The organism is Siphonobacter sp. BAB-5405 (genome assembly GCF_002872335.1).
Taxonomy (GTDB): Bacteria; Bacteroidota; Bacteroidia; order Cytophagales; family Spirosomataceae; genus Siphonobacter.
Genome location: NZ_NJAG01000036.1, coordinates 386367 through 408396, shown reverse-complemented (window position 1 = coordinate 408396; position 22030 = coordinate 386367). Strand labels below are relative to the sequence as shown.

The following is a 22030-nucleotide window of genomic DNA, read 5'->3' as shown; positions in this document are numbered from 1 at the left end:
GGGATACTTCGCAGCATGTAGGGGGGGCATTATGACTTCGGTCAGGATGGAGGTTCGAGTCCTCTTAGCGATACCCCGCTCCCGATTCGCCCGTTGCTCCTTATTCCGTTCGTTACTTTTCTAAATGACTTTGTATGAAAAATAGAATCGCTAGCCTTTTTATGGACAAAAGCGAAATTCCGCTTTTTTACATTGAAAGTGGAAGCCGGCTTTGGGGAATTGCCAGCCCTGATAGTGACTTTGATGTGCGAGGTTTCCACCTTCCGGCCAAAACAAACTATTTTGATTTTAAGAAACAGCGGGATGTATGGGAGGTAATGGATGGAGAACTGGATTTTGTCTCGTATGGTCTGGATAAGATGTTTGGATTATTACAAAAAAGTAACCCTACAGTTTTTGAGTGGGTGCGAGCCGATCTGATGTATTGGAATGAACTACCCGATTGGACTACATTCCGTAGGGAAGTTACCGAAAATATCAATTTTAAAGCTCTCTACTATCATTACCTCTCGTTGGCCAAGAGTCACTTTTACAAGCTGGAAAGCGATCAGAAGTTTACGTATAAAGTAGCGTTTTACTGCATTCGGGGACTGCTATCCGCGGAATTAGCTAGCCAGCAAGTAGTGCCAGAGCTTTGGATCGACGATCTCTTCAAGCAGTTTGGTATTGAATCTGAGGTGATCAAACTTGCAAAGGCTAGTCTGGAAATAAAAAGACAGCAAACGGAAAAAGAAGAAGTAAGGGAAGCAGATAAACAAAAGATCGTACAAGTCATCAAAGCGTGTCTGTATCGTTTTGAGGGCAGTACGCCAGGAGGTAGTTCGACTCAGGCAAAATTAGATAAAGTCTTAACGAATTATAGTATTCAAGTAAAATCCATGTTTTATGCCTGAGGGGATACCGCCTAGTATTGAAATAAAGCTTTGCCAAGCTTGATGTCTTACTGAATGGTAGCAAACGTTAGTTCTAAGGATATCGTAGAAACGGGTTACTTCGTATAGAGTCTGGTGAGGGTGAACCTATTGACCAAGTCAGTAGGTAGGTTCGAATCCTCCGAAAGGTCACCCACCCGAATCGCTGGTTACTCCTGAATCATTACAACCCACCCGTTAAAAAGAAAAGAAGGTGTCGTATCGCGGCGTTGCTTCGTGTCGCCGGTTCGAATCCGGCTCTGGCCAGCCAGGTAGCTCAGTAGGTAGAGCAGATTTTTGCCCCGAGCTTATTACCCTTCTCTACCCTTAAAGGTGCCGTAAAACAGTGATCCTTCGGTTAGAACATCCGAGCCGACAGGCCGGAAGGTCGCAGGTTCGAGCCCTGCCTTGTAGTTCAGTTAATAAAGCACTGTTTGCCTGTTGCCCTTTATTATTTGTGTAGCATTGGATTCATACGCTAATCTATACTTATTTTAAACGCTTAAAACTATAGTACAAAACATGAACGAGTTCAAAGTAAAATTAAGATCAAAGAATATTTAAGCCTCATTCGAGTATAAGTCAGGGGTACTATTCATAATTGTATTAGTAAATAATATTTATTTAAAAGCTTCAGTAGCTACTTTATTAAATCATCTAATTCATAGTAAAATAGGTGATTTAAAATTTAATCATTAGTCAAGTAATTAAACAACTTAATACATAAATATTATTTAACTGGACTAGGTATTAATCATGTTTTTTGATAAAAGTTTTCAAATAAGATAATGTTTTCATTAATCTTTTGAAGAGTTGCCTGTTGTTTTACAGGCAACTCTTTTTTTCTATTCACTTAATGACTGTAATCAAGAATAGTATTGCTCTAAAGTAAATGGTTAAACGAATGATCAAGATACCTGAATAAGGCTCAATGCGTAAGAAATGTACGATATAGTGACTAACACGATGCCTGTAGCTTTGATCAAAAATATGCCTAGAATCCATCCAATAGTTTAATGTATAATTGTGTTGTAGTAATTATTGATTTATTTTGTAGTATTAATACTACAATTATGTTTTGTAATTAATTATTAAGACTCATTTAATGATATTTAATAATTGCTATATGATATTAAACACAATAATTACTACTATGTGTCACGTAAAATACTTTGCATTCGTGTCATTGAATGTTTATTATTATAGTAAAGCTATTTCGTACATACCTATAAGTTTGTACGATAATTGCTCAGTAAATCGTAGTTTTGTCAGTTTGAAAAATATCAAAATTTACATATAGTAGTACTTCGCTTTCTATTATGCGATCATCTGATCAAAAATTTCTGAATTGGGTTTATCAGAATTCGAGGGTCTGTTTTCGAATAATTGAATCAAAATGTATAGAAAATTACGGTTACCATCTATTCGCTGATACATAATTAAGCAATAATGGCAACTTTAGTTATCTTACTAGTCCTGATTGAGCACCATGAATGTATTGATTTTAGAAGATGAACGGAAAGCAGCGAATGAACTGAAACAATCCCTGGAGAATCTACGGAGTGATATTCACGTTTGTGCTATTCTGGAGTCTATTGAAGAAGCTCGCGTGTGGTTTGCCACGCATGAGCTTCCGGATCTCATTTTTGCTGATATTATCCTGTCTGATGGTAAGGTTTTTCATCTACTCAAAGAATTATTGATAAAAGCACCTATTATCTTTTGTACCGCTTACGATGAGTTTGCTTTGGAGGCCTTTGAGACCAATGGCATCGATTATCTGTTAAAGCCCATAGAAGAAGAAAAGCTAGGGAAGAGTCTGGAAAAGGTGGAGACGCTGAAAAGTGTCTTTTCTCAACAGTCCTTTCTTGAGGACATGAGCCGCTCGAAGACTATATTTGTACATTTCCGTGATCGGCTGATTCCCATCGAGCCTTCTGCAATCAATTTTATATACACAAGAAATCATGTCGCTCACATTCATACAGATTGTCAGCAGTATGAAATTCGTGAGACACTAGATGAGCTTCTTGACCTATTGTCGGAGCGTGATTTTTTTCGTGCTAATCGGCAGTATATCATTCCGCGACAAAAAGTACAACATGTGGAACGTAGCTTTACCCGGAAATTAACAGTTATCCTGACGGTATCCAGCCCTCAGCCCATCATCGTTAGTAAAGCGAGAGCATCCGAATTTTTACAATGGCTTAAAGATTAGGAGTACTCATAGAAGAATCCTTTTTAAGTGTCCTTTTCAGTCACTATTTTGCCCACTTTGATAATTTATAGAGTACTATTAACAATTGCTTAGTTAACTTCGTTACGTAGAATTGCTCATCAGAGGTCTATCTGCCACTAGTCTCAAGCAAATTTTCAACAAGGTTAACGATCAATTATCATGCCGCCAGTACGCCTCTTGAGCCGTTTTCTGCTCCGTACCATCCAAAGACTTTTTCTTTATCAAATTTGTTGTCATTTGATAAAAAGGCGATATATTCTCGCTTATAATGGTATTTTCCTACGGAATTGAGGAAGATATCATTTACATACATTGCATTGATCTGATTATGCTCTCTAAATAGTACTTACCCTAAAAAATTAAGGTAAACTGTTTATGAAAAAGCTATATACGCCAAGATCTGCACAGTCCGGCAGGCATTGTACGAAACTACCCCACACCCTGGTCTTCAAGAATGGAGACGTATCTATCTTGATATATTTATCACCACTTAACTTTTCGTGTCCAATTCCTTTATGAAAAATGTCCTCATTTGTGAAGACCACCCCGTTGTAGGCTTAGGGATTAAGTATTTGTTAGAATCTAACTTTCCTAAACTAAACGTTTACCTGTGCAATGACTATGAACAGGCACTGCATTACTATAGCACAGTGCCCATCTATATGCTAATACTGGATCTGAATGTTCCGGGGGGTAACTCAATTAAAATGCTGGAAACCTTTCTCTATAAACAACAACAATCTCGTATCCTCGTTTTTTCTGCCTATGACGAAAAAGTCTACGCTTTACCTTGCCTGAAAGCTGGTGCTAAAGGTTATATCTCTAAACATTCTGCCCAGGAAGAGGTGCTACTGGCAGTAAAAACGGTTTTCAATAATGAGAAGTATTTAAGTCCTCAGATGCGGCAGGTTAGTATTGATAAGCTGTTACATCAGGCTGAGGAAATGCACGATAATCCTTTAGAAAACCTTTCGGACCGGGAAAAAGAAGTTTTACACTATCTGGTTAAGGGCTATGGTCCGGCTGATATCGGGCGTCAGCTCAACCTGCATATTTCTACGATCAGTACGGTTAAAAACCGGGTTTTCAATAAATTAGGAGTGAACAGTATCGTCTCTTTGATTGAAACCATGCGTGTGCTTCAGGGGACGCCTCCGGTCGCTGTATAGTCCTTTTTTCTACAAAGCTTGGGCAGCTACGCTACTATAAACAGCGTAGTTGCTCCAGCTTTTTTTCTGGTATCATGTTATTTCGAATATTTATTGTTTGGCTGATTGGCTGGGGCGTACTGGTGCGTATACCGGGGTGTGCACAAACATTTCACATCGATCATTATACGGATGATAATGGCTTACCCCAAAACAGTGTGAAGAGTATTGCCCGTGATGCAGAAGGATTTCTCTGGATGACAACGGAAGCGGGCGTGGTACGGTTTGACGGGCAACAGTTTTATACCTCCTTTCATACTCGTAGTCAGCGTTTTAAGTCATTATATCCGGACCTGGCATCCGATGGGAAAAGTTTGTTTGCCATCAATGCAAAAAGTGAGTTTATAAAAATTGAAAACGGCAAAACGTACGCCAAACAAACGTATTATCGTCCGCATCTTAAGCCCCAGTTAGCCTCTTTCCCTTTAAGCATTTCTACCGGTTTACCCGATAATTATTTCATGTTAGATACTGTCCGCAAGTATCTAATTCCCATGAAAAATGGCAACTTTTTTCTATGTACGCATACCTCTCTGGATGCGTATGTACACTGGAAAAAAGCGTATAGTCTAAAAAAACAATTCAAGGACTTCAAACACGTATTCAGGCTGGGGACCAGTTTGTTCGAATTTCAACCTGAGGGGAAAACGTTGCTGGTCAGTGAAGAACAACCCCGGATCTTTCCGTTAACTGGAGATATTCTCCACAATTCAGCTTACCGAACGCAAAAGCAGGCTATTCAACTGTATTGGAACAACGCAGCGGATCAGGCCTTTTTATACCTCAATGGTTGTTTGTACGAACTGAGTAAAACGACCAATGCATTAAAGACCCAGCTGATTCTGAAAGACTTTGACTTCTCGTTAATCAACATTTCCAGTTTATACTACGATTCAGCTCATAAACGGGTTTTTCTGGGAAGTTTAAGTCAGGGGCTTTATGTATGCACCCGAATGGATTTTCAAACCCTGCATGTGAAAGAAGGCGGTCAAAGGAATGTGTTCTATGCTCAGTCTTTATTCCAGGATTCCAGCGTAGTAACCAGCAAGGGGGTGGCCATGCGAACCAATGGCCGAAGTACCGTAATCCGGCAGTTAACCGCTCTGGCTCAAAGCCAATCCGATCGGTATATGATGGCCCAGGATCACCATCAGAACATCTGGACTACCTATGAAAATAAACTTTATAAATTTAACGCAACCGGAGATCGTCTCCTGAAGCAGTGGCAACTTCCCGGCCACATTTCCTGTATATATCAGGGCAAAACAGGTCCACTCTGGATTGGGGTCGATGGGCATGGGGTCTTTCAACTGGAGCAACAGCAGGAGGTACCCCAGCTTTACCTCAACATGCCGAATGTTCGCGTGTCCTATTTTCTTCATGAAAAAACGCATAAATTATGGGTAGGTACGTACGCGGGCCTTTTCAATGTTGATCTTCCTTCCCGGAAGGTCAACTGGGTACCTGCATTCAAAGACATCTACGTTCGAAGTTTACACTGCTCCAAAGCCAGAGAAGTGTGGGTAAGCACGGCTGAGAATGGAATCTATTTAATCCAGGAAAGAAAAGTCACGAATCTTCCATTAGGTCCCCGGCAACATTTGGCCCAGGCCCATTGTATCATGGAGGACCGCAAGGGGTATCTTTGGATTACGACTAATAAAGGCTTGTTTCAGGCTGCTAAACAGGACTTACTCGATTTTGCCCAAGGACAGACTAATGGAGAAATCTATTATCATCATTATACCAAAGAACACGGATTTCGAATCAATGAATTTAACGGAGGGTGTGAACCCTGCGGCCTAAGGGTTCAGGATCGTTTCTTTTCTTTACCTACTTTGAATGGCCTGGTTTGGTTTGAACCGGAGAAGATCCAACCCGAATTGCCAAAACGTCAAATACTTATCGATCGCATCAGTAGGGATGGTACAACGCAATTCCTGGCTTCGGACACGATAACTCTTCCCCCAAATCATACGCCCTTGACGGTTCACGTGACTACGCCGTACTTCGGCAATGCCAATAACCTTCGCCTTGCTTATGCATTTACCGATAACCATGAACAACCCCAAACCTGGAATACGTTGCACGGGGGGGATAAAACCTTTCAGATTAACCATTTAAGTCCGGGTACTTACAAGCTCTCCGTTAAACTCATCAATGGTTTTGGTAGGGATAATTATTCCGTTTGCCACCTTACCGTTATCATCCAGAAGCCCTGGTATCTGCAAATAGGATTTTGGATAGGTCTGGGAATAGCCTCAATCCTATTCATTTATGGAATCATTGAATTTCGATCCTCGTATCTGAAAAGGAAAAATCGTAACCTGGAGGCGGTGATTTCCGAACGAACCAGCGAAATTAAGCAAATGCTCGCCCTCGTACAGAACTCCCAACAGGAGCTGCTCTGGCGAAAATTCATTCAGGACCATATCATTGCGGCCATCAGTCATGATGTAAAAGCACCGTTAAGATACGTTGTCGATTTAAATCAGTTAGTATACCAGCATTTCCAGAAAGAAGGTACTTCGGCAACCATGCTGGAAATGACCAAGGGAATTTATGATTCGACGTATCGAATTCAGCAGTTGATCAACAATTTGCTGGAATACGTAAAACCCCAGATGAAGCAGTCAGGGAGTGTATCGTTGCAGGCGGTTAATCTTCGTGATCTTCTGACCAATAAAATTTCATTTTTTCAGGACAGTGCCCGAAGGAATGGTACAGTCGTCGTAAACCAGGTAAAAAATAAGGTGAGCGTCACGAGCAATCCGGAATTATTGGCCATCATTATTCATAATTTGCTGGACAATGCCATCCGCAGCACAAAAAATGGCCACGTCACCCTAAAAGCCTTGGAGATGGAATCAGAAATTCATTTGTCCATTCGGGATACGGGTCCGGGAATGCCTCTGGAGTTAGTGAAATGGTTCAACCAACCGCAATCCCGTAGTCTGGAAGAGGCGGGTAAGGCACTGCCCCCACAACTGGGCTTGGGGTTAATCATCATCAAGGATTTAAGCCAGTTATTGAAAATTCGGCTCGTCGTGGTTTCTAAAGAAAAGGTGGGTACCGAAGTATTGCTGATGTTTCGAAAGCAGGCGGTGGAAGATTTTCTCGTGGACCCCCAGTTCAGTTTTTAAAGCTACGAACAGACCTTCGTTCCTACCCGCCTGATTCAGGGTATAAGTACCTGTAGATTGTGGATAGTTTAGCCCAAAACAGCTCATTGCCATTTTAACGTATACGATAGTAAGGTACTCTTGAGCGACTATATTTTTTCGCCGTCACATTCAGCATCAAATGGTTATCCATTCCCTGAAGAAGTCACGCTTTTTCAGGGAATGTTTTTTTTAACGTTTGCATCGATCCCCACTTTTTGTAATTACATAAGCAAGTATACAAGCTATGCTGACTACTGACAAAAATGCTTTTGGGCAGCCCTTCGTTCGTACCGAACAGGTTTCACAGTGGGCGTTAGGGGTGAAAGAACAACTGAAGCAAGCGAGCATAGAAGCCACCACTTTTCGTTGGGCCCAGGGAAAGCTACAGACGGCCCTGGATGACCACTCGTTCTGGTTATTCTATGAATTTCCCAATAAAGGAAAACTGGCCATTCGTACCTGTTATGATCAGCACCTGACGGGCAACGTACGCAACCTCAGGAAGAACAAACAATCGGCTGAATGGGAAGTAGAAGGGTCTCTGGGACTTTTCCGTATTAACCTGGAAATCTACGAGTCCGGCTTGTTACGGTATACCACCCGACTGACACCCTGGCAAGCGTTTACCGTACAGGGTTTTCCCCGGGATATTTATTTTCTCAACGCCGACAATGATCCCATGGAAACTGCGGGTAAGATGTACATCAAACAAAGCGGACCTACGGCGGGTCTGGTGTATGCTTCGGTCACGGAACCGCTGGAAGGTAGTTTTTTTTACTTTCAGAACCTGACTTCTTTAAACGAATATGGAGATGTAACGCAAACTGAACCCAATGGCTGTGTATCGGCCCAATGGCCGGAGCTGGGTTTTAGCTTACCAGCGGCCGAACAGCCTTTACCCGCGGAGAAGGAAATTACGCTAAGCGATGCGTTTCTGTATTTGAATGAAGTCATTCCTACGGATGAATTTGAGGGAGCGGAACAGTTTTTAGAGGCGATTGGACTCATCTATCCTCACGTACAGAAACCCGAAACGGCGTATTACGACTGGCCCAAGGCCTCCCAGCGAACCGTTGAAGCGTTAACCAAAGATGGTGAATGCGGCCGTCAGATCCATAATAAATTCTACGTTAATGCCTACGTAGGTTCCACGGAAAAGCCTCCCGAAAGTATGGTGCAACTGGCGATTCTGGTACCGCTTTGGGAGTACCAGCAGTGGCTGGGCGAGCCGGTGGAATTAGTAGAAAGGCTGCGACAAAGCATTCCTTCTTTTTACGATGAACAAAAGGAAACGATTGTTCGCTGGTTGCCCGGCGAAACCTTTAAAAAGGAGGAATTGAGTGAAGAGGAAGACCCGGATAAAATCGATTCCTGGTACCTCGTTCATATCCTCATGAATCTGGCACGGCTGGCCGAGCATGGCGATATGCAGGCGAAAGACCTGTTCCTGAAATCGCTCCAGTACGTTAGGAATGCGGCTCATCATTTCAAGTACGAGTGGCCCGTATTTTACCACGCCGAGAGCCTGAAAGTACTCAAAGCAGAAACCAGTGAAGGTAGGGGAGGTGAGCTGGATACGCCCGGACTCTATTGCCACATCATGCTTCAGGCTTATGAAATGACCCGGGATACGATGTATCTGGACGAAGCAATTCGTTCAGCCGAACAACTAATCGGCAAAGGCTTCGACCTGCTGTACCAGTCCAACATTACCATGATGAGTGCTTTGACCCTGGTGAAGTTGTGGAAACTAACCGGTAATCACTTGTACTATAAGTTAAGTAAACTCAGCATTGCTAACCTCATTGCCCGCATGTGGGTTTGGGAATGTAGCATTGGCCTGGGTAAATACCGAAGTACCTTTTTGGGCGTGGCTCCCTTGCGGGATGCCGAATACCTGGCCGCTTACGAAGAAGCCGAAATTTTTGCTACCGTACTCAATTACCTGAAGGAATTGGGCAGCGATGTCCCGGCTCCCATCCGGCAGATTTTTAGTGAGTACTTCAAGTATCTGTTGCATCGTGGAAAGTATTATTTCCCAACGGAATTACCTCCCGACATGATCAGTGAAGAACCGCGGGAGGGGCACATTGCTCCGAAATTGCCCATTCCGCTGGAGGACATTCCCACCGGACTACAAAAGGCGGGTTCGGTAGGCCAGGAAGTATACGGAGGAGCTTTGCCGTACATCCTGACTACGTATGCGTATAAACGTTTCGACCCGATGCCGGTGATGGTGTTTTGCGAATATCCCATCTACCACGCCGAATACGACGTCGTAAGTCCACACCAGGGATACGCATTATTCCGGCTGGGCGGGGTAACCGGGTTTACGTGTCGGTTTCGGGTAATCGCTCTGGGTAGGTCGTTTCCACTTATCCAGCTTTTTGATTCGGTAACGGAGGAACCCATGCAGCCACAGGACGAAACCCGCCAGTATCAGGAATTTATAGTACAGGGCGACCAGCAAATACGGCTGGAGTGGTCACGTTCGTAAGGTCAAATTCTATTTACTCACGTTAGATAATTTTCAACAATGCAACAAGCTACGCAAGCACACACCCGGGTAGAAAGCCTGGAAGGAAAACGTATTCTGCTAACGGGCGGTACAACGGGTATCGGTCGGGCAATTGGAATTTTACTCGGTTCCTACGGAGCTACGCTTTTCACCTTTGGACGCCATCAGGAACAATTGGACGAAACCCTAACGGCCATTCGGGAAGCCGGCGGAAAAGCCGAAGGCATCATCGCCGACGCAGCGAAGCCGGATGACATCAAAAAGGTGTTTGAGCAGGTAGATCAGCAGCTGGGCGGACTTGATATTCTGATTAACTCGGCGGCTCTGGCAGCGGGTTCTATTGATGAAATGCCCGATGAAGAGTGGCGGTATGTCATCGAAACCAATCTAATGGGCTATCTGGCTACGACGAAAGAAGCTCTAAACCGCATGAAGCCTCAGCAAAAAGGCCACATCGTATTGATTGGCTCGATGAGTGCGGATGTACGGGAGGAAGGTAGTTCGGTGTACGTGGCTACCAAATCAGCCCTCCAGGGGTTTGCCGAAAGTTTACGAAAAGAAGTCAATAAACTCGGCATCAAAGTAAGTCTGGTTGAACCCGGAGCGGTAGGCTCGGACATGCAGCCGACTACGCCCGAAGAAGAACGCGAAAAACAGAAAACGGGAGAAATGTTGAGAGCAGAAGACATTGCGGTTTCCGTGCATTATATCCTGACCCAACCGCTTCGCTGCGACGTGGTTTCCATCCAGATCCGTCCGCACTTACAATTGATTTAAGGTACATTCTATTTTTATCAGGGCAGCTCGGAAAATCAATCGTCCGGAGCCTGCCCTGTTTTGTATAAATGCCATCATCTTTAGTACGTATAGAAATAAAAAAACAAAAGATCGTACGGATAATTCAATATCGGTTTTAATCAGCTCTTAGCTTCATAATTAGATAACATTCGCGTGGTTTTAGGGTAATCTAGCGACCTTTATTTTGCAGGAATGAAGAAGGTATTGAGTTTGGTTTTGATGATACAGGGAGCATTCGCGGCCTACGGTCAGTCGGTGCAGGTCCAAAAATCAATGACCATTGATTCGCTGGGAGCAGGGCAGGGGGTAAGTTATATCGATGGAAACGTGTACCTCTACGGCGATCGGGAAGTAGGAATCATTCGGGAGTATATATTGAAAGACCACGAACTTCAGTATACGCAAAAAGAAGTACAGCTAAGCATTGATTCCAAAGACATTATCAACCACCCAACGGGGATCGCTCATAAGCCCGGAAAACCGGTATTCATCGGAAACAGCATTCGACTTAATCCCGAAGGAACGCAGTGGAAAGCCGTTATCTATCAGGTAAACTGGGCCGGCTTACTCCAGAGCGGAACCCTCCAGGGAAATCTCATCCGTACCATTGAAGATGATGCCTGCATTCAGGGGACTCGTCCGGAGTACGTACAGTATGAGGGCCGCTGGTACGTAGCCACGGCTGATTACGGGAATAAGGCCAACGAAGTCCGGTTGTATGATCCGCAGGCGTTGACAAAGGCCATAAAAACTTCCGATCCGGGCGTTCTTTACAAAAAGTTTATCTGTTCGCCCTGGGTACAAAATCTCCATTTTATCCCGGATAAAAATATTCTGGTACTGATTCAAAATCAGATCGAGGGCCGCCGCTGGCGACTGACTTTTCTGGATTTGAATCAATCCATTGCTCAGAGCAAAGAACACGTGTTGAAAGTAATAGACTTTGATAAAACCGATGAACTCGAAGGATTTACCCTCACGCGTAACGGAGAGGGAATTCTGGTGACTTCATCCAAACAAGAGAACGTTCACTGGGTAGCGTTCGACTACTAGTATCCGCCATTTTTCTTACTAACCAACCCTTTGAGCTAGCTAAAGTCCTCTGGTTCCCTCGAATCAGAACCGCTGGCTATGGCCTGTTTTCAGCACATTCAACTACTACACTATACATGCAGAAACGTGTATCTTTTCCCTTGCGTAAAGCGGCGACGCTCCTGAGTCCGCTTTGCCTGTTGGTGGTTCTGGCAACTACCAGCGATGCTCTCTCCCGAACTCCCGAGTCCCGGCTTAGCTCCTCGCGGGCTCTGGTCAAAATCACGGGGATTGTTCGTGATGAAAAAGGAGAATCCCTCTCGGGTGTAACCGTGAGCAGCAAAGGCACCACCCGTGGTACCATTACGGATGCTACGGGAAAGTATGCCCTCGAAGTGGAAGAGGGCAGTACGCTGGTGTTCTCCTTCATCGGCTACGTCTCTCAGGAAGTAGTCGTAGGTAATCGGCAGGTACTTGACGTACAGTTACAGGAATCCGCCAGTCAGCTCAACGAAGTAGTGGCCGTGGGTTATCAAACCGTTCGTAAAAGCGATGTAACCGGGGCCATTTCCAGTGTAAAAGCCAAGGAGCTGAACCTTTCTACGCCCACGGTTGGACAAGCCTTGGTTGGGAAAGTAGCCGGCGTTCAGATTTCGCAGGTGAGTGGGGCTCCCTACGTCAGTACCAAAATTCGGGTACGGGGCGTCGGCTCCATCAATGCCAGTGCGGATCCGCTGTATGTCATTGATGGTTACCCGGCGGGACCCGATGTCTTCATCAATCCCAATGATATTGAGTCGATTGACATCCTGAAAGATGCGGCTTCGGCGGCCATTTATGGTTCACGGGCGGCCGGTGGCGTTGTACTGATTACCACCAAACGAGGCAAAGAAGGCAAGGGCCGCCTGGATTACGATTACCAGTTTGGCCTGAATCAACTCAGCAAAAAGGTAGATCTGCTGAACGCCGAGGAATTCGCCCAGCTGCACATCGACGGTCACAATAACTCGTACCGTGATCTGGTTCGCAATTCGGGGCAAACCTGGAACGACGCCATGTTTTCCGATAACAACGCGACACGGATTGCCCGGGTGGGTAACGCCAGCAGCGTGAGTATTCCAGCGGAGATCTATGACTTCGCTAACCAGAAAATGATCAAACCGAAGTACGATACGGATTGGCAGGATGAACTCTACCGCACGGCCTCCGTACAGCGGCATAACCTGAGCTTTTCGGGCGGTACCAAGGATGTTCGCTACGCCCTGAGTGGCGGGTATCTGAATCAGGAAGGGATCATTGTGAGTACCAGACAGGAACGGATGAACCTGCGGGCCAATCTAGATGCTCAGGTAAACAAACGCCTGAAGATCGGAGCAAACCTGGCCCTGACTTCCAATACCAACCGCGAAGTGGAAGAAGGCCGTTTTGATAAAGGACCGATTCTGGGTGCTTTGATTTACGCTCCGTACTTCCGGGCCTACAACGACGATGGTACGCTGTCCAAATTTGAATCCTCTTCGCAGGGACCCCTGTACGCCTACCAGACGGTTGAAAATCCCGTGGCGGTAGCGATGGAAACGATTATTCGTCGTCGGGGCTCGCGGAGTACTTACAACGGAAACGCCACCTACGATCTGCTGCCGGGCTTATCGGCCCGGATCAACCTGGGGATGCAGTCTTACAACGAAAAGTACGAATACTACCTGCCCACGAGCCTGAGTAGTGGCAACAACGCTCCAGGTTCAGCCCAGGCCATTGCCGCCGCCACGGCTACGGCCCGTACCATCGCTCAGGTAGATCGACTGGCTGAATACACGCTACATTACAACCGCCAGTTTGGGAAACACAGCCTCGACGCGTTGGCGGGGTATACGGCTCAGAAGTTTGAAGGGGATGTCATCAGCGTTTCGGCTCGGGGTTTTCAGAACGACCGAATCAAGGAAATTACTGGAAAGGGAGCTGATCCGACCAACTTTCTGTTAAACGTCGGCGGTGATCTGGGTACGCAGAAAAACGCCTGGACCCTGCTTTCGTATCTGGCTCGGGTCGGTTATAACTTCGATGAGAAGTATTACCTATCGGCTTCCTTCCGGCGGGATGGTTCTTCTCGTTTTGGTCCGCTTAACAAATGGGGTACTTTCCCTTCTGTATCGGCGGGCTGGAATATTTCCAAAGAGAATTTCTACAATGATTTTCTGGGACAAAATTCTTCGCTCAAACTACGGGCTAGCTGGGGTTTAAGTGGCAATAACAACATTGGTAATTACAACTACCAGCAGGTGATGGCAAGTCCGGGTGGGGCTGTATTCGGGAGTAATGCCATCGAAACGGCGATGTGGACGAACGGGATCCGGGATCAGCGACTGGGCTGGGAATCGACTTCGCAATTCAACTTTGGTGTTGATGCGGGACTGTTCAACAACCGACTTTTCGTCATTGCCAACTACTACATCAGTCGCTCGTTTAATCTGTTGTTCAATCAACCCATTTCGGCGATTTCCGGAGCTTCAACGATCCTGACCAACCTTCGCGATTCCCGCGTAGAAAACAAAGGCCTGGATCTGCAACTCGATGGTCGTTTGATCTCAACGCCTGATTTCAAACTGAACCTGAGTGGAAACTTCTCGTTGAACCGCAACAAGGTACTGAACATGGGTGGAGCCAGTACCATCATTACCAATGGTGCCGAGCGGTCGTACCTGACGCACATCACGCAGGAGGGTCAACCCATTGGGATGTTCTACGGCTTTAAGGTGAAAGGCATGGTCCGTGAATCGGATATGGAAAATCTGGCCATCGACAATGCTAACTACAATTCCGCCACGCAGTCGTTCCCGGCCGGGTATCAACTGAAAGGTCCGGCCCGTTCTACCGCTTCCAGTAACCCCCTGCAACCGGGCGATTTGTACTTTGAAGACGTCAACGGTGATGGCGTAGTGAATGATGCCGACAAGCGGGTGATTGGCTCGCCGTATCCGAAGTTTATCTACGGCTTTGCCCTGACGGCCAGCTACAAAAACTTTGATTTCTCGTCTTCCTTTAACGGTTCTTACGGAAATGAAGTACTCGATGGACAGGACTATTACCTCTTCAACATGGAGGGCTCCGGCAACCAGTATTCCATCGTGAAGGAACGGTATCGCTCGGAGGCCGAGCCGGGCAATGGCAAAATTTTCCGGGCTTCCCGGGGCGGTACGCAAAGTAACAGTACGCGGCTCTCGACTTTCTATTTGCAGGATGGCTCTTACCTGCGTTGCACCAACGTAATGCTGGGGTATAGTCTGCCCTCGAAGTGGCTCAGTGACAAAGGCTTAAGCAACGCCCGTCTGTACGTATCGGTGGACAATGCCTTTACCCTCACGAAATACAAAGGCTACAATCCCGAAGTAGATTACAACAACGGAGCAAACCTCACCCCCGGTGTGGATTACGGAAAATACCCGCTGGTTCGGGGTTACAATGTAGGCGTGAAACTGAGTTTTTAAAACTGGTTTGAGGAGGTTTGAGGTTTGAAAGCGTTTGAGAAAGTTTCAAGTTTAAAAAAGAGTTTGAGGAGGTTTGAGAAAGGTTTGAACGTGTTTAAAAAGAGGTTGGGAGAGGATTGTTGTCAAGGACCAGAACGGGAGTTTCATCTTTTAACCGGAACGTCTTGATCCGTATATCCAGTCAAACCCTGTACCAGCTCAAACTTTATATGTACTCAAACTCAAACCTGATCAAACCCATGCCAACCTCAAACTGCTCCAACCAGACTCCCTCCCATTTCCAAGACATACAACGATGAACAAAACATATTTTTCTATTCTGAGCTTATCGCTCCTGCTGGGGCTAGGTTCGTGCTCGAAGAGTTTTCTCGAAGAAAGTGATCCGAATGCCATTCCTTCCGCCGTATTTTTTCAGACGGAAAATGATGTGAAACTGGCGGTAAACGGCGTGTACCAGTATCTACGAAGTTCCGAGACCGTTGGCGAAAACAGCGGCCTGTATACCGACGAACGCTCCGATGATACGGGCCGAAACGACAACCAGTCGAACGCCGGAGAACCCTTTCAGTTCAATGACTTCTCAATTTTGCCGAGTAATACCTACCTGAAACGGCATTGGCTGAACCTGTACCAAGCCATTACCCGCTGTAATCAGGTGCTCGACAACCTGGACAAGGTTAGCTACGCCAATCCGGAAACGAAGGCGAACTACCAGGCTGAAGTGAAGTTCATTCGGGGCTTCCTCTATTTTCAGCTCGTACGGAAGTGGGGCGATGTACCTCTGGTAACGCGGCAATTACTGCTGACGGAGGAAGTAGCGGCCAACACCTTCCGTGAGAAAAAAGAAAAGGTTTACGAACAGATTGTGGCCGATGTAAAGGAAGCCACTGCTAGTACGCTGCCCGATCACCAGCCGCTGTCGGGAAAAGGTCACGTATCGAAAGTAGCCGCTTTTGCTTTGCTGGGAAAAGTGTATCTGACGATGGCGACCACGCTCGACGCGACTAATCGGACGGCTAACCTAAATCTGGCCAAGACCAATCTGATGGAAGCGTATAATCGTCGGACCTTCAAGGAGTTGAAAGACATTCCCTACGCCGATGTCTTTGACGTGACCAGGAAATCCACCAATCCGGAAATCATCTTCCAGATTGTGAACCGGCAGGGCGACATCAATTTCTCTTCCAGTATTGCGGCCAATACGCAAGCCAAGGGCGAGACGATCAATTCGCTGAAACCCGGTACGGGCATCGGCGGTAACGTAACCCGCGATCTGGTGCTGGAATACGAAGAAGGCGATCTGCGGAAGGATTTTTCGATCAAGTTCGCCAATGATGCGGCCGTTAAAGATTACTTCATTACCAAATTCCGGGATGTGAGTGCCGGGGCGGGCGTAAACGGTTACGGGGGCAATGACTGGATTTTGCTCCGCTACGCCGATGTGATCCTGATGCTTTCCGAAGTGCATGTGTATCTCGGGGATGAAGCGACAGCCATTACGTATCTGGATATGGTACGCGAACGGGCCAATCGTCCGAAGTACGCCGCGATGAAAGAGCAGGAAAGCTACCGGACTAAATTTCCGACGTTGAAACTGGCTCTTTTGCACGAACGCCGGGTAGAGCTGGCCTTTGAACACCAACGCTGGTTTGATCTGCTACGCTTTTTTACCATCGACGAACTGGTGACCTATATGCGAAGTAAGTCTCAGGCGAATTTCGGTACGGCCCGTCTTTCCAACTTTGGTACCAAGGATCAATACTATCCCATTCCTTTCGATGAAAATAAACTCAATCCGGAAGGGATGTACCAAAATAAAGGGTACTAAAGTCCTTTTAAAAGTATAGATTCAACAGAAATAAGATTATCCAGTTGGGGTAATCTTATTTTTTATAGCTAAGTAAAAAGGATTAATTAAACTAAGCTGATGACGTATAAAGTTCTGTATCTACTAGCAGAAAATAGAATGATGGGTAGAAGCGGCAAGTATTGATTTTAATTCCTACGGAGACAAAATAATAATTCGATTTAAAAGTAAAGTTTGCTACAGACGCGGATGGAAGCGTACTACGGGTTAGTACTGGAATAAAAAAAGGTTACTTGCCGCCAAACAAGTAACCTTAAGATTCTGTGTTAAGACAAAGTCTTATGCAGAACACCTTTTCAATTATCAATACTAAATTGAGAGCCTATCTTTAAAGCTGTGCAGGTATAAGCAAGGAGTTAAGAAGTGTCGTTGCTTTATAGTTGCCTTTAATGATACTACAAAAGTATAGTAGTGAAAAAAGCTGTACAATAGTAGTACTTGTTATTAACTGTAGTATTAGTTTGACAAGGCTTGAAAAAAATACTTATCGTGCTGAGTATAAAGACTCTATCTGACTAAAATAGCCTGGTTGAAGTAATCGGAAGGGCTGAATGATTAGAAGCTACTCGTGTGTGGAGTTCAAGTAAAATAACAACCTCACCCGTAAAATGTTTTGGCCTGTAGCCCTGAAAAATCAGACGAGTTGTGTAATTCCTGATCGTAGCTCTTTAGAAGAAAGCTGGCTTCTTTACCATCCGTTACGTAGGGTGTAGTGGCTTCTGAGGCGAACGCCGGGGGGCTCAGCTAAGGGTAATTTAGGTTTAAAATCCTGAGCATGATTCTTTTAGTTCCTGGTATCCTAAACAACCACTCAATTCCTGCGTATGAATCGTTACTCTGCTCTGTTAGGAATTTTCTTTGTCGTGCTCGTAGCCGCCTGCGTCAAAGACCACATCGAGGGGCCCATTCGGGTCAGCCTGGAACGGTATCCCATTCCGGGAGACAACTTCTTCCCCGAAGGTATTGCCTATGACTCCACCACCGGCTTCTTTTACGTAGGAAGCATCGGCACTGGCGACATTCTAAAAGTAAATGTACAAACGGGAGCAACCAGCCTCTTCTCCAGCGGAGCTGTGGCCAACCGTCCGACCTGTAATGGACTGAAACTGGATGCAAAAGGGCGTTTATGGGTCTGTGGCGGTACCCAGAACAAAATCCAGGTGCTTAATCCCGATGGCAGCCTCTTGAAAAACTGGGATCTTGCTTCCTTTGCGGCTACGGGTTTTGTCAACGATATGATTCTTGGCGATCGCTACGCCTACTTCACGGATTCTCAAAACCAACACCTTTATCGCATCGACGTCTCGACCAATCAGCCGGGTGACGTGGAAAAATGGCTGACGTTCACTCAGGATCAAATTCCTTTTGCTGCGACGGGTGTCAATGCCAACGGAATCGAATTAACCGATGATCAGAAATACCTCATTCTGGTGGTTTCTACCTCGGGTAAACTGTACCGGATTGACACGGCTACCAAGGCCATTTCGGAAATTCAGCTCAACACACCGGTCATGGCGGGCGATGGTTTATGGCTGGAGCATCATACCTTATATGTATCACGAAACGCCGTTAATCAGCTCTTTCCAGTCACCCTCAGTAGCGATTACCTGCAAGGAACGGTAGGAGCGGGCTTTGGCCAAAACCTGCTCTTTAATACCACCATGGCCAAAGCCGGACCGTACTTCCTGGTGGTAAATGGGCAACTGAACCGTCGTATGGGTTCAACGCCACCCGTATTGCCGTTTACGGTTTCAAGGGTAAATATTCCGTAGATTCTTCGCCGTATTATCCTTACAGGCATCTCTTTCAATCAAGGGATGCCTGATTTTTTATAGAAACGAAAAGTGAGCTGTACAACAAATAAAATGGGACGATACAATACGAGAGCCTCACCCGCGGGTACCGAATTTTGCCGCACCAACGAAACATACAAAGCCATTTTTTGACCTTTAGCCAGGAACTGCTTCAGGAATTTAGCAGTGCGTATAGATATGGTCGGGTCGACGAGTAGATGCGTCCCCGCTGTTGACGCTACAGGATTATCCTCCTGTATCATAACCTGATCGCATCTCTGCAGGCGTATTCATCTCTGGCTGATACGGCCGACGAAGCGTTGGGGAAACGAAAGCTCAAAGAAGCATTGCTGGTGTTACTGAAAATTCAGCCCGCACGTAAAAGCCTGCTCTTTGAGTTTACGAAACTGCATAAAATAAAACGGGCCTCCTTTACGGAGCAAAACTTCTGGTTTAACCTCTCCCTCACACCGTTTGCCTATCTGACGGGGCGAAGTATTTCGGCCTTCAGGCGTGGTTTTAAAAAGCTCTATCACTGCCCGCCCGGCCAATGGTTATGGCAGAATTGACTGCATGCGTACTACTTTCTTTTGAAGGGATAAAAACACAAACCAACGCAGGTTTACGAAGCCATGGAATTTAAGGACTTTTCGCATTTTTCGTTTGCTTTCAAAAAATAATTCGGTTTAAACCCTTTGGCGGTATAAAAGAAGTCACGCCTCCACTTATTTCATGCAAATGCCTGATTTTCTTTTAAGTATTAATCCATTAGCTGTACAAGTAATCCTACACAAAATTATCAATGTGTACTATTGATCTAGCTACAGTAAAGCTATTCCTTTGCAAGTACAAAACACCTACTCCTACAAATACTTGTTCTACCTTAATCTGTTACACCTTATGAATGACCGCTATCATTCCAACTATTCTACCCGCAGTTCGCTCTTGGGAATTCAACGATATTTAACAAATCTGTTCAACTTTCAATCCAGGTCCGTTTGTCTAGTTTAGCTAGTCATCCCATACAATCATTTATATATCTCATAGCATATACGTTATTTTCTTATCAGGTGATAGAAACGTATTTTTAAAAAATGAGCGGAAGAAAGTCTATACCTACCCACGTTTTAAGAGTATCCCGATCAAAAAACAGTAATGAATCAAGAGCAACTACCTAGCGGTAGTTTAGGTGTGATTATTTAAACCGTCTTTAGCTTCTAAGGGCGGTTTTTTATGTTCAGTTGCACAAGTAATTTCTACGATTTCAGGGCGACCCTGCCTACAATTCATTCCTGTTTTTGACCAGTTCATTCCGAGAATACTTGAAGAGGAGATGCTTTTTGAAACAATTTGGCGTTTTATTTAATCGCTTTGTAGCACAGAGATGATTTCGCATCAATTAGCTCAAGTAAACATCGTTCGCTTACTAGCTCCCTTCGACAGTGCCGAGTTGGCCGACTATACATCCCGTGTGGAGCCTCTTAATACCTTAGCCGATGGCAGTCCTGGTTTTGTCTGGCGGTTGCAAAGCGATACGGGAGATGCGACGTCTATTCAGGCATACGAGGATCCGATGATTCTCATTAATCTTTCGGTTTGGGAAGATATAGAAACGCTGAAAGCGTATACGTACCGGTCGGATCACGCCACGATCATGAAACGTCGGTGGGAATGGTTTGCTAAAATTAAGTCCGTAACGCTAGCTTTATGGTGGATTAAGTCGGGTTCTTTGCCCACGGTCGAACAGGCCCGGCAGCGGCTTGATTGTCTGAATCAGCACGGCCCTACGCCCTTTGCTTTTACTTTTAAAACGCTATTTAATCCACCCGTTTGATAAGGTAATTTATGCTCCGGCAACTAAGTAGCCAAAAAGTTTAAAGTAAGGAATCTACGTGCAACACTAATTTCATGCTAGTGGGTCATGATTTAATTAATGGTGAAACAATGAATGCATTTTCTTTAAAAACGCCCCGCCTATGCCTACGACCCTGGCAGGAATCTGATCAGGAAGCTTTTGCGGCCATGAACGCGGATCCGGAAGTCATGCTCCATTTTCCAGCCCTCCTCAACCGTACCGAGAGTGATGGGTTAATGGATAGATTCGTAAATCATTTCGAAACGCACGGCTGGGGCCGATGGGCGGTGGAAGAACGGAAGACCGGAAAGCTGTTAGGCTTCTGCGGGTTAGCAACCGTACCTTTTCAGACTCCTTTCACGCCAGCCGTTGAAATTGGCTGGCGATTGGCCCGGGACTATTGGGGGAAAGGATACGCCTTCGAAGCCGCTCAGGCAGCCATGTGGGATGGTTTTGAACGCCTGCATTTGCCGGAAATTGTTTCCTTCACCGTTCCGGCGAACGTACGTTCGTACCGACTGATGCAACGGCTGGGTATGCAACCGGGGGAGAATTTTGAGCATCCCAAACTGCCTGTGGGTCATCCTTTACGGGAGCACGTATTGTACCGGATTAATCGTTCGCAATTCGAAGAAAATTTGACGTATTAGGTCCATTAACTAGTTTTATTGCTTTTGTAAACAATAGATGACATGGAATTTAAAGCCGTACTACGGGAAGAAGATGATGAATTGATGGGTTTTGTAAGGGCTCATTCCGAAACCGGCCCGTTTGAGGCCTACACGTTGTTCAAATACTCTTTACAAATATTTGATACCGAACGACAGGCCGAAAACTTCCTGCAAACCAATGGTCTGCGAGTCTTGATGGAGCGGTGGTGCTTTTTTGATGAAACGCATCAGGATTGGTACACGTGCCAGATTACGGAAGCAACTACCCGGCAAATTAAATATACGATTACAGATTTGGGTCATCCGGATTTGTATACGACGCACGTACTAGTCGCTCCTCATCCGGATAATTTTAAATTGAAAGAGTAATCGACAAAGGGGAGTAGTAAAAGTTACTCCGAACATGCACGGTTATTACCCTAACTCTTTCTTCAGCACATTTAGCCATCATAATTCAGGACCTTGAAAAAGGGAAAGGACCTTCAGATT

General features: G+C 45.5%; 14 protein-coding genes. All 14 read left to right on the top strand.

The window, feature by feature from the left end:
- Positions 1 to 134 precede the first annotated feature (134 nt).
- The 14 genes from BWI97_RS20945 to BWI97_RS20875 all read left to right on the top strand — a co-directional run bounded on the left by BWI97_RS20945 (position 135) and on the right by BWI97_RS20875 (position 21910).
- Entirely contained in the window at positions 135 to 893 is a 759-nt protein-coding gene (locus BWI97_RS20945) for a DNA polymerase beta superfamily protein (protein ID WP_094809625.1), read from the top strand.
- A gap of 1507 nt (positions 894 to 2400) precedes the next feature.
- Positions 2401 to 3129: a LytTR family DNA-binding domain-containing protein gene (locus tag BWI97_RS20940; RefSeq protein ID WP_094809623.1), complete on the top strand. Its 729-nt coding sequence runs from the start codon at positions 2401 to 2403 to the stop codon at positions 3127 to 3129.
- Between the two features lie 536 nt (positions 3130 to 3665).
- Complete coding sequence (locus BWI97_RS20935; protein WP_102202648.1) at positions 3666 to 4319, top strand: response regulator transcription factor; 654 nt, start codon at positions 3666 to 3668, stop codon at positions 4317 to 4319.
- A 74-nt stretch (positions 4320 to 4393) separates the two neighbouring features.
- A complete protein-coding gene (locus tag BWI97_RS20930) occupies positions 4394 to 7501 on the top strand; it encodes a two-component regulator propeller domain-containing protein (RefSeq protein ID WP_102202647.1) in 3108 nt (1035 codons plus the stop codon).
- Positions 7502 to 7766: 265 nt separating this feature from the next.
- On the top strand, positions 7767 to 10019 hold the full coding sequence (locus BWI97_RS20925; RefSeq protein ID WP_102202646.1) for a hypothetical protein: 2253 nt from the start codon (positions 7767 to 7769) through the stop codon (positions 10017 to 10019).
- A gap of 39 nt (positions 10020 to 10058) precedes the next feature.
- Positions 10059 to 10817, top strand: a complete 759-nt coding sequence (locus BWI97_RS20920) for an SDR family oxidoreductase (RefSeq protein ID WP_102202645.1) — start codon at positions 10059 to 10061, stop codon at positions 10815 to 10817.
- A gap of 213 nt (positions 10818 to 11030) precedes the next feature.
- On the top strand, positions 11031 to 11891 hold the full coding sequence (locus BWI97_RS20915) for a hypothetical protein (RefSeq protein ID WP_102202644.1): 861 nt from the start codon (positions 11031 to 11033) through the stop codon (positions 11889 to 11891).
- A 116-nt stretch (positions 11892 to 12007) separates the two neighbouring features.
- Complete coding sequence (locus BWI97_RS20910; RefSeq protein ID WP_102202643.1) at positions 12008 to 15355, top strand: TonB-dependent receptor; 3348 nt, start codon at positions 12008 to 12010, stop codon at positions 15353 to 15355.
- 295 nt (positions 15356 to 15650) lie between these two features.
- Positions 15651 to 17183 carry a RagB/SusD family nutrient uptake outer membrane protein gene (locus tag BWI97_RS20905; RefSeq protein ID WP_102202642.1) on the top strand — a complete coding sequence of 511 codons (1533 nt, stop codon included), beginning with the start codon at positions 15651 to 15653 and terminating at the stop codon, positions 17181 to 17183.
- Between the two features lie 863 nt (positions 17184 to 18046).
- Complete coding sequence (locus tag BWI97_RS20900; RefSeq protein ID WP_102202641.1) at positions 18047 to 18994, top strand: hypothetical protein; 948 nt, start codon at positions 18047 to 18049, stop codon at positions 18992 to 18994.
- A 341-nt stretch (positions 18995 to 19335) separates the two neighbouring features.
- Positions 19336 to 19584: a hypothetical protein gene (locus tag BWI97_RS20890; RefSeq protein ID WP_146010992.1), complete on the top strand. Its 249-nt coding sequence runs from the start codon at positions 19336 to 19338 to the stop codon at positions 19582 to 19584.
- 815 nt (positions 19585 to 20399) lie between these two features.
- Entirely contained in the window at positions 20400 to 20849 is a 450-nt protein-coding gene (locus tag BWI97_RS20885; protein ID WP_102202638.1) for a DUF3291 domain-containing protein, read from the top strand.
- Between the two features lie 110 nt (positions 20850 to 20959).
- Positions 20960 to 21520, top strand: coding sequence for a GNAT family N-acetyltransferase (locus BWI97_RS20880; RefSeq protein WP_102202637.1), 561 nt, complete (start codon positions 20960 to 20962; stop codon positions 21518 to 21520).
- Between the two features lie 42 nt (positions 21521 to 21562).
- Positions 21563 to 21910 carry a hypothetical protein gene (locus BWI97_RS20875; RefSeq protein WP_102202636.1) on the top strand — a complete coding sequence of 116 codons (348 nt, stop codon included), beginning with the start codon at positions 21563 to 21565 and terminating at the stop codon, positions 21908 to 21910.
- The last annotated feature ends 120 nt before the right edge of the window (positions 21911 to 22030 follow it).